Origin of the sequence: Actinomadura harenae (genome assembly GCF_003696215.1) — a bacterium.
In the GTDB taxonomy this organism is placed as follows: domain Bacteria; phylum Actinomycetota; class Actinomycetes; order Streptosporangiales; family Streptosporangiaceae; genus Spirillospora; species Spirillospora harenae.
In genome coordinates, this window is the sequence record NZ_RFFG01000071.1 from 1 (window position 1) to 13,820 (window position 13,820).

The window sequence follows — 13,820 nt, forward strand, 5'->3', positions numbered from 1 at the left end:
ACGACGAGCCCGAGGGCGCGCCGCGCGCGGCCGCGGGCGACGCGGACGGCGACAAGCGCGGGGCTCCGCGCCGCCGCCGCACCCGCCGTCCGGCCGGTGACGACAGCCGCAACTCCTGATCGCATAACCGCCGTTCCGGTCGGCCCGTCCCGTCAGTCGCTGACGGGACGGGCCGTCGGTCCTTCCAACCCCTGGAGATCCACCCCGTGACCAGCCCGCACCTGCCCGGCCGCAGCCCCCGTGGCGGCCAGCCCGACTCCGGCTCCGAGGGGGAGGGCGCCGTCCGGCGGACCGTGCTCCCCGGCGGGCTGCGGGTCATCACCGAGACGCTGCCGACGGTCCGCTCGGCGGCGTTCGGCATCTGGGCCGGCGTCGGCTCCCGGGACGAGGAGGTCGCCGACGCGGGCGCCAGCCACTACCTGGAGCACGTGCTGTTCAAGGGCACGAAGAAGCGCTCGGCGCTGGAGATCTCGGCGGCGGTGGACGCGGTGGGCGGTGACCTGAACGCCTTCACCGCCAAGGAGTACACCTGCTACTACGCGCGGGTGCTGGACAGCGACCTGCCGCTGGCGGTGGACGTCGTGTCCGACATGGTCGCGGCGTCGGTGAACCGGCCCGAGGACGTCGAGGCGGAGCGCGGGGTGATCCTCGAGGAGATCCACATGCGCGACGACGACCCGGGCGACCTGATCCACGACGAGTTCTCGCTCGCGCTGTACGGCGACGTCCCGCTGGGCCGGCCGATCCTCGGCACCGAGGAGTCCATCAACGCGCTGTCGCGGGACCGCATCCACGACTACTACCGCGACCACTACAAGCCGTCCGACCTGGTGGTGTCGGTCGCGGGCAACATCGACCACGACGAGGTCGTCCGGCTGGTGGAGTCCGCGTGGGCGCCGTACCTGACCGACCTCGGGGCGCCGTCGCCGTCCGCGCCGCGCGTCGGCGGGCCGGACATTCCGGTCGACCCGTCCGTCCGGGTGCTGGACAAGGACACCGAGCAGGCGCACATCGTGCTCGGCTGCGAGGGCGTGCGCCGCACCGACGAGCGGCGGTTCGCGCTGGGCGTGCTGAACGCGGCGTTCGGCGGCGGCATGTCGTCCCGGCTGTTCCAGGAGATCCGGGAGAAGCGCGGCCTGGCGTACTCGGTGTACAGCTTCACCTCGCAGTACGCCGACAGCGGCATCTTCGGCGTGTACGCGGGCTGCCAGCCCGGCAAGGCCGAGGAGGTGCTGTCGATCTGCCGCGAGGAGATCGCCCGGGTGCTGGACGGCGGGCTCACCGACGAGGAGCTGGAGCGGGGCAAGGGCCAGCTGCGCGGCGGCATGGTGCTCGGCCTGGAGGACACCGGGTCCCGGATGTCCCGGATCGGCAAGAGCGAGCTGGTGTACGAGTCGCTGCTGCCGGTGGACGAGGTGCTCGCCCGGATCGAGGCCGTCACGCTGGACGACGTCCGCGAGATCGCCACGGAGGTGCTCGCCCGGCCGCAGGCGCTCACCGTCATCGGCCCGTTCGAGGACGCCGACTTCACGCTCTGACCGGTCGCCGTCACGGTCCGCGCCGGTTTCGTTACCCGGGGTTCATGATCGGGTAGAGGACGGGCATGAGATTTCTGCTCAGGACCGTGATCTGCGCCCTGGCGCTGTGGGTCGCGACGGCCATGGTGCACGGGATCCAGGTGACCGCCGCGAACGGTACCAAGCAGGGGTTCACGCTGCTCGGCGTCGCGGTGATCTTCGGTGTGGTGAACGCGTTCATCAAGCCGGTCATCCAGGTCCTCGGCTGCGCGTTCTACATCCTGACCCTCGGCCTGTTCGCGCTGGTCGTGAACGCGCTGCTGCTGATGCTGGTGAGCTGGCTGGCCGGGAAGCTGCACCTGCCGTTCCACGTGGACGGCTTCTGGTCGGCGTTCTGGGGCGCCATCATCATCGGGATCGTGAGCTGGCTGCTCAACCTGTTCGTCGCGAAGAACGACTGAGCGGCCCGCCCGGCTCGCCATGCCGGCCGGGCTCGCCGGACCGGTGGGGCGCCGCGGTCGGCGGAGGGCGTCCGCGGCCCGCGATAGGCTCGGTCGGACCGACGCAGGACCTGGAGGAACATCGTGATCAGGGTTGGGGTTCTCGGCGCGCGCGGCCGGATGGGCAGCGAGGTGTGCCGGGCCGTCGACGGCGCGGACGACCTGGAACTGGTCGCCGCCATCGACCAGGGCGGCGACCTCGACGAGCTCGCCGCGGCGAAGGCCGAGGCCGTCGTCGACTTCACCCACCCCGACGTGGTCATGGACAACCTGCGCCACCTGGTCGCTCACGGCATCCACGCCGTGGTCGGCACGACCGGGTTCGACGCCGCGCGGCTGGACGACATCCGCTCCTGGCAGGCGGAGACGCCCGGGGGCAAGGTCCTCATCGCGCCGAACTTCGGCATCGGCGCCGTGCTGATGATGCACTTCGCGACCAAGGCCGCGCCGTTCTTCGAGTCGGTCGAGATCGTCGAGCTGCACCACCCGAACAAGGCGGACGCGCCGTCCGGCACCGCGCGCCGCACCGCCGAGCTGGTCGCCGCCGCCCGCGCCGAGGCCGGAACGGCCCCCTCACCCGACGCCACCAGCCAGGAGATCCCGGGCGCGCGCGGCGCGGACGTCGAGGGCGTCCGGGTGCACGCCGTCCGGTTGTCCGGGCTGATCGCGCACCAGGAGGTGCTGCTCGGCGGGCACGGCGAGACGTTCACGATCCGGCACGACTCGATGAACCGCGAGTCGTTCATGCCGGGTGTGCTGCTGGGCGTGCGCAAGGTCGCCGGCCTGCCGGACCGGCTGACCATCGGCATCGAGTCGATGCTCGGCCTGTGAGGTTCTCGCCGGTCTTCGCGGCCGAACCCTGGGCCTACCTCGGCGCGGACGAGGCGGTCGACGTCGAGCACCCGCTCGTCCAGGCGATCGCCTCCGAGCTGCGGACGGGCGACGACCTCACCTACGCGCGGCTGGCGTTCGAGTACGTCCGCGACAAGGTGAGCCATCCCGTCGACGTCCCGGATCCGCGGGTGACCTGGCGGGCCTCGGACGTGCTGGAGCAGGGCACCGGCTTCTGCTTCGCGCAGACCCACGCTCTGGCGGCCCTGCTGCGCGCTGGAGGCGTCCAGGCGGGGCTGTGCTACCAGCGGCTGCGTGCGGGCGACCAGTTCTTCCTGCACGGCCTGACGGCCGTCCTGGTGGACGACGGCTGGGTGCGGCTCGATCCGCGCGGCGTCGACCTGTCGTTCTCGGCCTCGGAGGACCGGCTCGCCTACCCGATGGACCCCGCCGCGGGCGAGGTCGACTACCCGACGGTCTACGCGTCGCCGCCGGAGGCCGTGCTGACCGCTCTCCAGAGCGAGACGGACGCCATGCACATGATGCGCAACGGCCTCCTCCCTTCTGTGCTCTGAGGAGATCATCCAGAATGTCCGCGTGGACGAATCGTTGACGCGGCGTCTGTGGACGCTTTTCGAGCCCGTGCACGGGATCACCTACTTCGCACCGGAGTGCGCCGAGGCGAACAAGCGCGTCGGCCTGCGCGGGTACTGGATGGGGTACTTCGGGAGCCGGGCCGCGCCGATGGGCGCGGTGTCGCCGGGCGTGGTGACGGCCGTGTTCCACGGTTTCCATCCCGACCGTGTCCGGCGGGCCGTTCCCGACGCGTGGTCGTTCGCCTCGCCTGAGGCGATCCTGGCCGCGCGGGCCGAGGGCGCCGCCGCGGCGCTGCGGCGGATCATGCCCGGGGTGGACGAGGCCGCCGACGCGGCCCGGCCGCTGATCGAGCGGGTGGTCCGGGAGGCGGACGGCGCGGGACGGCCGCTGTTCGCCGCGAACCGGGACCTGGCCTGGCCGGACGACCCCGTCGCGGCGCTCTGGCAGGGCGCGACGGCGCTGCGCGAGGAACGCGGCGACGGGCACGTGGCGGTGCTGACCGCCGAGGGCCTGGACGGCTGCGAGGCCAACGTGCTGGCCTCCGCGACCAGCGCGGACTCACCGGGGGAGTGGCTCAGGGAGAGCCGCGGCTGGTCGGAGGACGAGTGGGCGGCGGCCGGACGGCGGCTCGCCGACCGGGGCCTGCTCGACCTTGAGGCCGGCACGAACGAGGAGGGCTCGGCGACCGAAGAGGGCCGGGCGACCGCGGAGGGCCGGGCGACCGAGGAGGGGCGCCGCCTCAAGGCGCACATCGAGGCGCGGACCGACGCGCTGGCGTCCCGTCCGCTCCGGGCCCTGGACGACCCGGAGCGGCTGGCTCGGGCCCTGCGGCCCGTCGCGCTGGCCGTGCAGGACTCGAGCGACCTTCCGTTCCCGAACCCGATCGGCGTTCCCCGTCCCGCGCGGTAGCCGCGCGGTGACCCGGCTGCGGACCGGCCACAGCCGGGCCGCAGCCGGGATCAGGTCGTCGTGGTGCCGGAGCCGGTGCCGGCGCCGGAGCCGTTCTCGGACGTCGTGGGGCCGCCGGTCAGGGCGGGCTGTCCGGAGGAGCGCGGGACGCCCGCGGCGGCGTAGGCGCCCACCTCGTCGAGGGTCTCGGCCTCGAGCAGGGCGGTGGCGAGGGCGTCCAGCTTGTCGTGGTTGTCGCTGAGGGTGCGCAGGGCCTCCTGGTAGCACTCGTCCACGATGCGGCGGGCCTCCTCGTCCACCGCGTCGAGGGTGCCCTGGGAGGCGTACTGGCCCATCGGGTCGCCGCCGTCCGGTGGGAGGACCGACAGCGGCCCGATGCGGACCGACATGCCCCAGCGGCCGACCATGCCCCGGGCGATCTGCGTGACCTGCTGCAGGTCGCTCTCCGCGCCGGTGGTGATCACGCCGAACACCAGCTCCTCGGCGGCCATGCCGCCGAGCGCGCCGATGATCCGCCCGCGCAGGTACTTCTCGTCGTAGGCGTAGCGGTCGCTCTCCGGGGTGGAGACGGTGACGCCGAGCGCCCGCCCGTGCGGGACGATCGTGATCTTGCGGACGGGGTCGGCGCCCGGGTAGAGCATGCCGAGCAGCGCGTGCCCCGACTCGTGGAAGGACGTGCGGCGGCGCTCCTCCTCGGGCATCACCAGGGAGCGCCGGGTGCCGAGCTGGATCTTCTCCAGCGCGGTGTGGAAGTCGGCGTTGTCGGTGGCGGTGTGGCCTCGCTTGACCGCCATCAGGGCCGCCTCGTTCACCAGGTTCGCCAGCTCCGCGCCGGTCATGCCGGGCGTCATCTTGGCCAGCTCGGTGAGGTCGACCTCGGGCGCGAGCGGGACGTCCCGGACGTGCACCTTGAGGATCTCGACGCGGCCGTCCAGGTCGGGCGGGGACACGGTGATCTGCCGGTCGAACCGGCCGGGGCGCAGCAGCGCCGGGTCGAGGATGTCGGGACGGTTCGTCGCGGCGATCACCACGACGCCCTCGGAGCCGGAGAACCCGTCCATCTCGGTGAGGATCTGGTTGAGGGTCTGCTCCCGCTCGTCGTGTCCGCCCATGCTGGCGCTGGAGCTGCGGGTGCGCCCGATCGTGTCGATCTCGTCGATGAAGATGATGGACGGCGCGGTCTTGCGGGCCTCGGTGAACAGCTCGCGCACCCGGGCCGCGCCGACGCCGACGACCATCTCGATGAACTCCGACGCCGCCGCCGAGTAGAACGGCACGTCGGCCTCGCCCGCGACGGCGCGCGCGAGCAGCGTCTTGCCGGTGCCGGGCGACCCGGTCAGCAGCACGCCGCGCGGGGCGCGGGCGCCCATCCGCCGGTACTTGTCGGGGTCGCGGAGGAAGTCGACGACGTCCTCGAGCTCGGCCTCGACCTCGTCGATCCCGGCGACGTCGGCGAACGTGGCGCGCTTCTCGTCCGGGGTGACGGGCTTGGGGGAGCGGCCGAAGCCGCCGAGCATGCCCCCGCCGCGTCCGCCGCCGGTCATGCGGCGCTGGATCCAGATCATCGCGCCGATCCACAGGCCGACGAACAGCAGCGTGGGCAGCAGCGACAGCAGCAGGTTCGCCAGGAGGCCGCGGCTCTCGGTGACGGGCTTGGCCTCGACGACCACGCCCTTGCTCACCATCTCGCCGTAGATGTTGTCGTTGGCGAACTCGGGGCGGAGCGTCTTGAAGTCGGTGTAGGTCTTCTTCTTGTCGTCCTGGCCGGGGACCTGCTGGGCCTGCTTCAGCTTGCCCTGGATCTCCAGGCCCTTGGTGTAGACGTCCTTGACGTTGCCCGCCGAGACCTGCTGGGTGAACGCCGTGTAGGGGATGTCGGCGCGTTCCTTCTGCCCGGCGATGTTCATGGAGGTGTAGCTGAGCGCGAACACCAGCAGGAGCAGCAGCCAGAAGATCATCATGTTGCGGCTGGGCCGGAAGCCGCCCCCGCCACCACCGCCGCCGTCGGCCTTGTCCGTCTTCTTCTCGGGCCGGTTCTTCACGCCCTCGGCGCGCCAGGGCCGGTCGGGCTCGTCGCGGGGCGGCACCGCCTGCCTCCGGTCGGGCCGCCTCTGGTCGGGCCGTCCCTCCGGACGGGCCCCGTTCGGCCGGCCCGGCGGCGTCTCGCCTGGATTCGACGGCACCATCGCTCCCCTGCATCCCTCAGCGCGCCCCGAACCCGGGGGCGGAACAAGATCTTCCCTGGTCGGCGGCGCGGAAAACCCTGCTCACCGGCCGCCCGCACGGGCCCGGAGCGTGGTCGCGGAGGGTGCCGTCCGGTGCTTCCCGGGCCGTCAGCCGCCCGCCGCCGGAGCGGCGAACCCGTACTTCTGGAACAACGAACGAGCGGGCGCGGATGTCAGCCACGTGACGAACGCCTCCGCCTGCTTCGTGTGCCCGCCGCGCAGTGCCGCCGCGGGATAGGAGGCCGTGACGTTCATCGCCGCCGGAATCGGCACGATTCCGGCCGCCGCACCGGCGGAACGGAGATCGGTGACATACACCACGCCCGCGTCCGCCTCGCCGGTCCGGACCCGGTCCAGGACGGCGCGGGCGCTGATCTCCTGCGACGACGTCCGGACGGTCAGCCCGGCGCGGCCGAACATCTGCTGCGCGTACCGTCCGACCGGGACGATCGGCCCGCCCGTGACGACCCGCAAGCCGGGCCTGACCAGGTCGAACGGCGAGCGCAGCCGCTTGGGGTTGCCGGGCCGGACGGCGATGGCCAGCGAGTTCCCCGCGACGATCCGCGGGCGGCCCTCCAGCTTCCGCGCGACGTCCTTCATGGACGTCCCGTCCGCGGTGACCAGGACGTCGGCCGGCTCGTGGCCCTCGACCTTCGCGGTCATCTCCTGGGAGCCGCCGTAGACCGTCCGGAACCGCACGGCCGGGCGCGTCTGGTGGTAGGTGCCGGCCAGCTCGTCCATGACGTCGGTCAGCGAGGACGCGGCCAGCACGGTGAGCGTCACGGGACCGGACGAACCACCGCATCCCGCGAGGAGGGCGCCGAGCGCGGCGATCAGGGACGGACCGGCGAGGAGTCGCCGCCATCGGAGGGAGTCGGGCATATGCCGTCATCCTAGAGTTGCTTCGGCTTCGACCCGGTGATTCGCGCCAGGCGTGTCAGTGCCTCGGACTAGGGTTCTGCCCAGTGATCCTCGCGAACCCGGCTGGAGAGTCCCCCGATGACGTTCGACCTGATGGAACAGCTGCCCGGCGACTGGCGGGAGCGGCTCGACCCGCTGCTCGACCCGGCCCGGACCGAGGCGCTCGGCGCGTTCGTGGACGGGGAGTACGGGGAGCAGACCGTCTACCCGCCGCGTGAGGACCTCTTCAACGCCTTCCGGCACTGCCCGTACGACCGGGCGCGCGTGCTCGTCCTCGGGCAGGACCCGTACCACGGGCCCGGCCAGGCGCACGGCCTGTCCTTCAGCGTCAAGCCTGGCGTGAAGCCGCCGCCGTCCTTGCGCAACATCTACAAGGAGCTGGCGAGCGACCTCGACGTCCCGGTCAACACGCAGGGCGACCTGACGCCATGGGCCGACCAGGGCGTCCTGCTGCTCAACGCGGTCCTGACCGTCCGCGCCGGGGACGCCGGGTCGCACGCGAACCAGGGCTGGGAGGAGTTCACCGACGCGGCCATCCGCGCGCTGAACGAGAAGTCCGAGCGGGTCGTGTTCGTGCTGTGGGGCGCGTACGCGCGCAAGAAGGCCCGCCTCGTCACGGGCGATCAGCACGTCGTGATCGAGTCGGCGCACCCGAGCCCGCTGAGCGCCAAGAAGTTCTGGGGCACCAAGCCGTTCAGCGCCGTCAACAAGGCCCTGGCGGACGCGGGCCAGCCGGAGATCGACTGGGACCTCGGCTCCGCCTCCTGACCCTCCTGAGGGCCGCGTGGCGGCACAGGGTGATCTTTTTCCCCCGGCCGGGGGAGACGGCTCCCCTCCGGGCGGGAGGTGCGGCGGCGCGGACGCCGCGATGCTCGGGAGCATGACGACCATCGCTCCGCCCCTGCCGTCCGCCCCGCGCGGACGGCACGGGTCGCCGGGCCCGCTGCGCCTGGCCATCGCCTACCTGACCTGCGCGGCGTGCGCCCCCTACATCGTGTTGAAGCTGATCTGGCTGTTCGGGGGGAACCTCGGCGTCAACGAGGCCGGGTGGATGCACACGACCAAGGTCGAGGTCGCCAACGCGATCACCCTGACCCTGGACGCCACGGCCATCCTGATCGTGCTCGCGTTCACCTTCGGCTGGGGTCTGCGGCTGCCGTCCTGGCTGGTCGTGGTCCCCATCTGGGTCGGGACGGGACTGCTCTCCCCGCTCGCGCTCGGCGTCCCCGTGGGCGCGATGGTGCAGTTCGTGTCGGGTGAGGGGTCACCGACGTCGACGGCGTCGGCGTCCGCCCTCGACCCGTGGGTGTTCGCCGTCGTGTACGGCGGGTTCGTCACCCAGGCCATCGGCCTGACGATCGCGTTCGTGTTCTACGCGCGGGCGCGGTGGCCCGAGGTGTTCGCCCTGACGGCGCGGGACGTCCCGGCCGGGCCGGCCGACGTCATGCGGCGCTTCCTCGTCTGGGCGGCGGCCGTTCCGCTGACCTTCGCCGCGATCGTGGACCTCTTCTGGGCGTTCGGCGGCGGCGGCCGGGCGGAGGACCTCAGCACCGCGCAGCAGGTGTTCCAGTTCGTGAACGGCGCCATCCTGCTCGCCGGGGCCGCCGGGGCGGTGGCGCTCGTCCAGCGGCGGCGCGGGCGGCTGCTCGTCCCGCTGGTCGCGACCTGGGTCGGCGGCGGCGCGGGCTTCTCCTACGGCCTGTTCACGTCCATGGTCGCCGCGGACCCGGACACGACGACCCTGATGAACCTCCAGGCCCTGACGGCCCTGCTGGGCGGCCTGGTGATCGCCCTGGCCGGCGCGTCCCTGATCGCGGAACGCGCCGCCGGACGGGCCGCCGGGGTGGGCGCGGACGGTCAGAGCGCGAGCCCGACCGCCAGCAGCACGCCGTAGACGATCTGGAGGCGGGCGGTCATGCCCAGCACCGGGATGAGGTCCCGGCCCTTGGCGCCCTGGACGACCTTCTGCGTGGGCGGCACCGAGAACGGCGCGGCGAGCAGCGCGATCAGCACCCACGGGTGCGGGGCCGCGAGCGCGAGGACGACCATGAACGGCACCGCGCAGCACGCCGCGTACAGGATGCGCGTCCAGGGACCGCCGAGGACGACCGCGAGGGTCCGCTTGCCGGACTCCTGGTCGGTCGGCAGATCCCGCAGGTTGTTGACGACCAGCAGCGCGCAGGCCAGCAGCCCGATCGGGACCGCGGCCGCCCACGCCTCCCAGGGCAGCGTCTCGGTCTGGACGTACACGGTGCCGACGACCGCGACCAGCCCGAAGAACACGAACACCGAGATCTCGCCGAGCGCCCGGTACCCGTACGGGTTCTTGCCTCCGGTGTAGAACCAGGCGGCGAGGATCGCGAACGCGCCGACCAGCAGCAGCCACCAGGACGTCACGGCGGCGAGCACCAGGCCGGCGGCGGCGGCGACCGCGAAGCTGCCGAGCGCCGCCGCCAGCACCTGCTTGGGCTTGGCGACCTTGGACCCGACCAGGCGCAGCGGCCCGACCCGGACCTCGTCGGTGCCGCGCACGCCGTCGCTGTAGTCGTTGGAGTAGTTCACGCCGATCTGGAGCACGAGCGCGACGACGGCGGCCAGCAGGGCACGCCACCACACGGCGTGTCCCGCGCCGATCGCCACGCCGGTTCCGACGACGACGGGCACGAGCGAGGTGGGAAGGGTGCGGGGCCGGGACCCGGCGACCCATTGGGAGAGCGTGGCCACAGTGATACCGCTAGTTCTCGAGGAGGACAGGGGACGGTGCTTGATTCTCGCCGATGATGATCAATGCTCGGGCGCCGCCGTGCCGGCTCGTCCGGCGGAGGGCCCCTGACCAGCGGCGTCGCTACTGGTGTCGGGGGCGGCGTCGACGGCGGCGCTGTCGGCGGCGTCGGCGCTCTCGACGTCCGATTCGACCCGGGACGACCGGGACGCCCCGGACGGGCGCAGCCGCAGGGAGAGCAGCAGCCCCCCGGCGAGGATGACCGCGGTGGCGAGGGCTCCCGCGCGGGACGCGTCGGCGAGGCTCGCGTCGGCGGCGCGGGCGACCTCGCCCATGCCGGGCGTCCGGTGCAGGTCGCGGGCGGAGGTCCCGGCGCTGTGCCGCAGGTCGCGGGTGATCGCGTCGCGGCGCGCGGCGGGCAGGCCCTCGTGGTCGAGGCGTCCGGACATCGCGTGCCCGAGCGTGGTCGCGAACACCGTTCCGATCACCGCGACGCCGAGCGCCGCGCCGATCTGCCGGGCCGTCGACTGGGTGCCGGACGCCTGCCCGGCGCGGTCCGGCGGGACGTCGGCGAGCGAGACGTTGGTGAGCTGCGCGGACGTCAGGCCGAGGCCGAGCCCGTACAGCAGCATCCAGGGCGCGAGCCCGAGCCCGCCGGTCGTGGGGGAGAGGGTGGCCGCGAGCGCGAGGACGGCGAGGACCTCCAGCACCATCCCGCCCTGGACGACCCGGTGCGGCCCGTACTTGTTGGCGAGCACGTGCGCGACCGCCCCGGACCCGAACGCCCCGGCGGCCAGCGGCAGGATCGCGAGGCTGATCTCCAGCGGCGCGCTGCCGTGCACGCCGAGCAGGAACAGCGGCAGGACGAACAGCAGTCCCAGCTCACCGACGTTGATCAGTGCCGAGGCCAGGTTGCCGTTCCGGAAGCTCGGGACGGAGAACAGCGTCAGGTCGAGCATGACGGGCCGTCCGGCGGCCGCGCGGGCGCGCTCGACGAGGACCAGGACGACCAGCAGGGCCAGCCCGGCGGCGATCATCAGCGGTATCGGGGACAGCCCGCCGGCCGCGACGTGCCGGGTCGCCGTCCACCAGCCGAACGCGGGACCCTCGATGATCCCGCAGACCAGCAGGCCGAAAGCCGCGGCCGACAGCAGCGCGCCGGGCCAGTCGATCCCGAGCCGCCCGCCCGCCGTCGCCGCCCGGGTCTCCGGGACGACCTTCAGGACGCCCCAGATCAGCGCGGCGCCGAAGACCAGGTTCACGCCGAACGCCCAGCGCCACGTCCCGCCGGAGGCGAGCGCGCCCCCGACCAGCGGCCCGAGCGCGGACATCCCGGCGATCGTCGCGCCCCAGATCCCGAAGGCGTGCGCACGCTCCTTGCCGGTGAACATCGCGTTCAGCGTCGAGAGTGTGGCGGGCATCACCATGGACGCCCCGACCCCCTGGAGCGCCCGCGCGCCGATCAGGCTCGTCGAGTCGGTCGACAGCGCGGCCAGGACGCTCGCGACGGTGAACACCGCCACCCCGAGGACGATCATCCGGCGCCGTCCGAACAGGTCGCCCGCGCGCCCGAACGGGATCAGCAGCGCGGCGAACACCAGCGCGTAGACCGAGGTCACCCACTCCGCGCTCGCGGTGCTCAGCCCCAGGTCGTCGACCAGCTGCGGGAGCAGGACGCCGACGATCGTGGCGTCCACCACGATCAGCGAGACGCCGAGGCTGATGACGACCGCGGCGAACAGCGCGCGGCGCGCGGTCCGGTCGTCCGCGGCCGGGGCGATCGGCGGCGTCATGGAGGCGAGTCGGGGCACGGGGTCAAAAATATGCCCGCCGCCGGGGTGCCCTTCACCCGCCCCGGCCGGTGGCGGCCGGGGCGCGGGGGCCTACTGCGCGGGCGTGACGTCGGGCGTGGTGTCGGGTGTGATGTCGGTATGGAGCCGGATCTGCCGGATCGGCTCGCCCATGTCGAGGTCCCGGGCCGTCCCGTCGGGGGCCCAGCCCGCCGAGCCGAGGAACCGCCGGAGCACCTCGTCCCCCTCGAACGCCCAGGACACCAGGGTGCGGAAGCCGTCCTCGCGGAGCAGGTCGACGGTCGCGGCGAGCAGCCGGCTGCCGTGCCCCTCCCGCGCGTGGACGGGGTCGACGAGCAGGGTGAGCAGCTCGGCGTCCGCCGTCGCGTCGAGATCGCCGTCCTCGGCCGGTCCGTGCGCCGCGAACCCGACGACCAGGTCGGACGCCACCGCGACCAGCAGCCGGTGCCGGGGGCTCGGCGGCGTGGTCACCGCCTGCGTCCAGCGCTCTCGCCAGGCGTCCAGGGCCGGCGGGCTGGTCACCCGCTCCAGGACGTCCGCGGGCAGCAGCTCCGCGTATCCCCGACGCCAGGCTCGCACCTGGATGTCGGCCACAGCTCCGGCGTCCGCGCGCCGTGCCGGGCGCACCCCGACGTCAGCCATCCGCCACCTCCGCCCAGCAGCCTAGTGCTCCCCGGGCCCATGATCGGCGGCGTGCCCGGCGGGCCGGTCGACGAGCGGGCCGGCGGGCCGGTCGGCGGGCTGGTCGGGGGTGCGGAGGCGGGCGCGGTAGGCGCGGGTCTTGGTCCGGTTGCCGCAGACCCGCATCGAGCACCAGGCCCGCGAGCGGTTCTTGGACGTGTCGAGGAACGCCCAGCGGCAGGTGCTCTCCTGGCAGACCTTGAGGCGGGTCCACGTGCCGTCCGCGACGGCGTCCATGATCGACGCCGCGATCCGCGCGAGTCCGGCGCGGGCCCCGGTCCCGGCGTTCAGGGGGACGAGCCGGGGCGCCCCTTCGGCCAGGGTGACCCGGAGGGGGAGCGCGGTGAACGCGTCCTCGAGCCCCGGCGGGAACGGCGGCCCGGACGGATGGGACGGCCCGTGGTGGTCGAGCATCGCCGCGCGCAGCCCTTCGCGCAGGTCGCGTGCGAGATCAAAATCGGCGGCGGACGCGGCGGACGTGGCGGGGGCCAGGTCGTGCTCGCCCAGCCAGGCGACGAGGCGGCCGGGCGTGCCGATCTCGTCGGAGCCGGTCTCGACGTCCAGGGTGTTCACGAAGTCCCGCAGGAGCGCGGCCGCGTCGCGGGAAGTGTCGGTCATCGGGGTTCTCCTGCCTTCCCTCGCAGGGTACCAGCGCCGACACCGCCGTCCCCGGATCACTGGTTGCGGCGCTCCGAGACACCTGCATAGGCTTTTAGCCGGTGTCGACGAAGGAGTGGTCAGGATGTTCCCCCGTGTGCGCGCGATCGCGATCGACTGCAACGACCTCGAGGCCCAGGCGGGGTTCTGGGGCGCGCTGCTCGGCATGAAGGTCACCGAGCGGAGCGACGACTGGTACGAGCTCGAACCGCTCAGCGAGGGCGGCCCGAGGCTCTGCCTCCAGGGCGTCCCCGAGGGAAAGGCCGTCAAGAACCGGCTCCACCTGGACCTGGACGTCCCCGAGACCGCCGGGGCGCGGACCCGCGAGCTCGGCGCGACGCTCGTCAACCGCGCGGACAGCGGCACCTACGAGGTCTGGCAGGACCCGGAGGGCAACGAGTTCTGCCTCGTCCTGCCCGCGGCGGGCTGACCCCAGGGGACAGAGCGAA

The 13,820-nt window shown here is 73.2% G+C and carries 14 protein-coding genes; 8 read left to right on the forward strand and 6 right to left on the reverse strand.

Going from position 1 to position 13,820, the window contains the following annotated elements; translation table 11 throughout:
* Positions 1-206: 206 nt before the first annotated feature.
* The 5 genes from EBO15_RS30180 (at position 207) to EBO15_RS30200 (ending at position 4,354) form a co-directional block, all read left to right on the forward strand.
* The gene (locus EBO15_RS30180) at positions 207-1,538 is read left to right on the forward strand and encodes a M16 family metallopeptidase (RefSeq protein ID WP_122197864.1); all 1,332 of its coding nucleotides are present in this window, start codon (positions 207-209) and stop codon (positions 1,536-1,538) included.
* A gap of 65 nt (positions 1,539-1,603) precedes the next feature.
* Positions 1,604-1,978, forward strand: coding sequence for a phage holin family protein (locus EBO15_RS30185; RefSeq protein ID WP_122197865.1), 375 nt, complete (start codon positions 1,604-1,606; stop codon positions 1,976-1,978).
* A gap of 123 nt (positions 1,979-2,101) precedes the next feature.
* Complete coding sequence (gene dapB, locus EBO15_RS30190) at positions 2,102-2,848, forward strand: 4-hydroxy-tetrahydrodipicolinate reductase (protein WP_122197866.1); 747 nt, start codon at positions 2,102-2,104, stop codon at positions 2,846-2,848.
* Positions 2,845-3,423 (forward strand): transglutaminase-like domain-containing protein, encoded by a 579-nt coding sequence (locus EBO15_RS30195; protein ID WP_122197867.1) that lies wholly within the window; start codon positions 2,845-2,847, stop codon positions 3,421-3,423. The genes dapB and EBO15_RS30195 overlap by 4 nt, the downstream gene beginning before the upstream one ends.
* A gap of 22 nt (positions 3,424-3,445) precedes the next feature.
* Positions 3,446-4,354 (forward strand): SCO6745 family protein, encoded by a 909-nt coding sequence (locus EBO15_RS30200; RefSeq protein ID WP_122197868.1) that lies wholly within the window; start codon positions 3,446-3,448, stop codon positions 4,352-4,354.
* Between the two features lie 50 nt (positions 4,355-4,404).
* Here EBO15_RS30200 and ftsH read toward each other — a convergent pair whose 3' ends face one another.
* Positions 4,405-6,441, reverse strand: a complete 2,037-nt coding sequence (gene ftsH, locus EBO15_RS30205; RefSeq protein WP_233616532.1) for an ATP-dependent zinc metalloprotease FtsH — start codon at positions 6,439-6,441, stop codon at positions 4,405-4,407.
* Between the two features lie 246 nt (positions 6,442-6,687).
* The gene (gene modA, locus EBO15_RS30210) at positions 6,688-7,461 is read right to left on the reverse strand and encodes a molybdate ABC transporter substrate-binding protein (protein ID WP_122197870.1); all 774 of its coding nucleotides are present in this window, start codon (positions 7,459-7,461) and stop codon (positions 6,688-6,690) included.
* Between the two features lie 117 nt (positions 7,462-7,578).
* On the opposite strand from modA, the gene EBO15_RS30215 reads away from it, so the two are divergent.
* Complete coding sequence (locus tag EBO15_RS30215; RefSeq protein WP_122197871.1) at positions 7,579-8,268, forward strand: uracil-DNA glycosylase; 690 nt, start codon at positions 7,579-7,581, stop codon at positions 8,266-8,268.
* 112 nt (positions 8,269-8,380) lie between these two features.
* Positions 8,381-9,394: a hypothetical protein gene (locus EBO15_RS30220; protein ID WP_147481720.1), complete on the forward strand. Its 1,014-nt coding sequence runs from the start codon at positions 8,381-8,383 to the stop codon at positions 9,392-9,394.
* On the opposite strand, the gene EBO15_RS30225 is transcribed toward EBO15_RS30220, so the two are convergent.
* The 4 genes from EBO15_RS30225 to EBO15_RS30240 form a co-directional block, all read right to left on the reverse strand.
* A complete protein-coding gene (locus tag EBO15_RS30225) occupies positions 9,358-10,224 on the reverse strand; it encodes a 1,4-dihydroxy-2-naphthoate polyprenyltransferase (RefSeq protein ID WP_122197873.1) in 867 nt (288 codons plus the stop codon). The two genes, EBO15_RS30220 and EBO15_RS30225, sit on opposite strands and share 37 nt — an antisense overlap.
* A gap of 60 nt (positions 10,225-10,284) precedes the next feature.
* On the reverse strand, positions 10,285-12,033 hold the full coding sequence (locus tag EBO15_RS30230) for an MFS transporter (RefSeq protein WP_233616533.1): 1,749 nt from the start codon (positions 12,031-12,033) through the stop codon (positions 10,285-10,287).
* A gap of 72 nt (positions 12,034-12,105) precedes the next feature.
* Positions 12,106-12,675, reverse strand: a complete 570-nt coding sequence (locus EBO15_RS30235) for a GNAT family N-acetyltransferase (RefSeq protein ID WP_122197874.1) — start codon at positions 12,673-12,675, stop codon at positions 12,106-12,108.
* A gap of 21 nt (positions 12,676-12,696) precedes the next feature.
* Positions 12,697-13,332 (reverse strand): CGNR zinc finger domain-containing protein, encoded by a 636-nt coding sequence (locus tag EBO15_RS30240; protein WP_122197875.1) that lies wholly within the window; start codon positions 13,330-13,332, stop codon positions 12,697-12,699.
* 124 nt (positions 13,333-13,456) lie between these two features.
* On the opposite strand from EBO15_RS30240, the gene EBO15_RS30245 reads away from it, so the two are divergent.
* Complete coding sequence (locus EBO15_RS30245) at positions 13,457-13,801, forward strand: VOC family protein (protein ID WP_122197876.1); 345 nt, start codon at positions 13,457-13,459, stop codon at positions 13,799-13,801.
* The last annotated feature ends 19 nt before the right edge of the window (positions 13,802-13,820 follow it).

What these genes read in the sequence shown, in the direction of transcription:
- EBO15_RS30185 (WP_122197865.1), top strand. Translation starts at nt 1,604, where the DNA reads ATGAGATTTCTGCTCAGGACCGTGATCTGCGCCCTGGCGCTGTGGGTC.
- modA (WP_122197870.1), bottom strand. Translation starts at nt 7,461, where the DNA reads ATGCCCGACTCCCTCCGATGGCGGCGACTCCTCGCCGGTCCGTCCCTG.
- EBO15_RS30215 (WP_122197871.1), top strand. Translation starts at nt 7,579, where the DNA reads ATGACGTTCGACCTGATGGAACAGCTGCCCGGCGACTGGCGGGAGCGG.
- EBO15_RS30220 (WP_147481720.1), top strand. Translation starts at nt 8,381, where the DNA reads ATGACGACCATCGCTCCGCCCCTGCCGTCCGCCCCGCGCGGACGGCAC.
- EBO15_RS30235 (WP_122197874.1), bottom strand. Translation starts at nt 12,675, where the DNA reads ATGGCTGACGTCGGGGTGCGCCCGGCACGGCGCGCGGACGCCGGAGCT.
- EBO15_RS30240 (WP_122197875.1), bottom strand. Translation starts at nt 13,332, where the DNA reads ATGACCGACACTTCCCGCGACGCGGCCGCGCTCCTGCGGGACTTCGTG.
- EBO15_RS30245 (WP_122197876.1), top strand. Translation starts at nt 13,457, where the DNA reads ATGTTCCCCCGTGTGCGCGCGATCGCGATCGACTGCAACGACCTCGAG.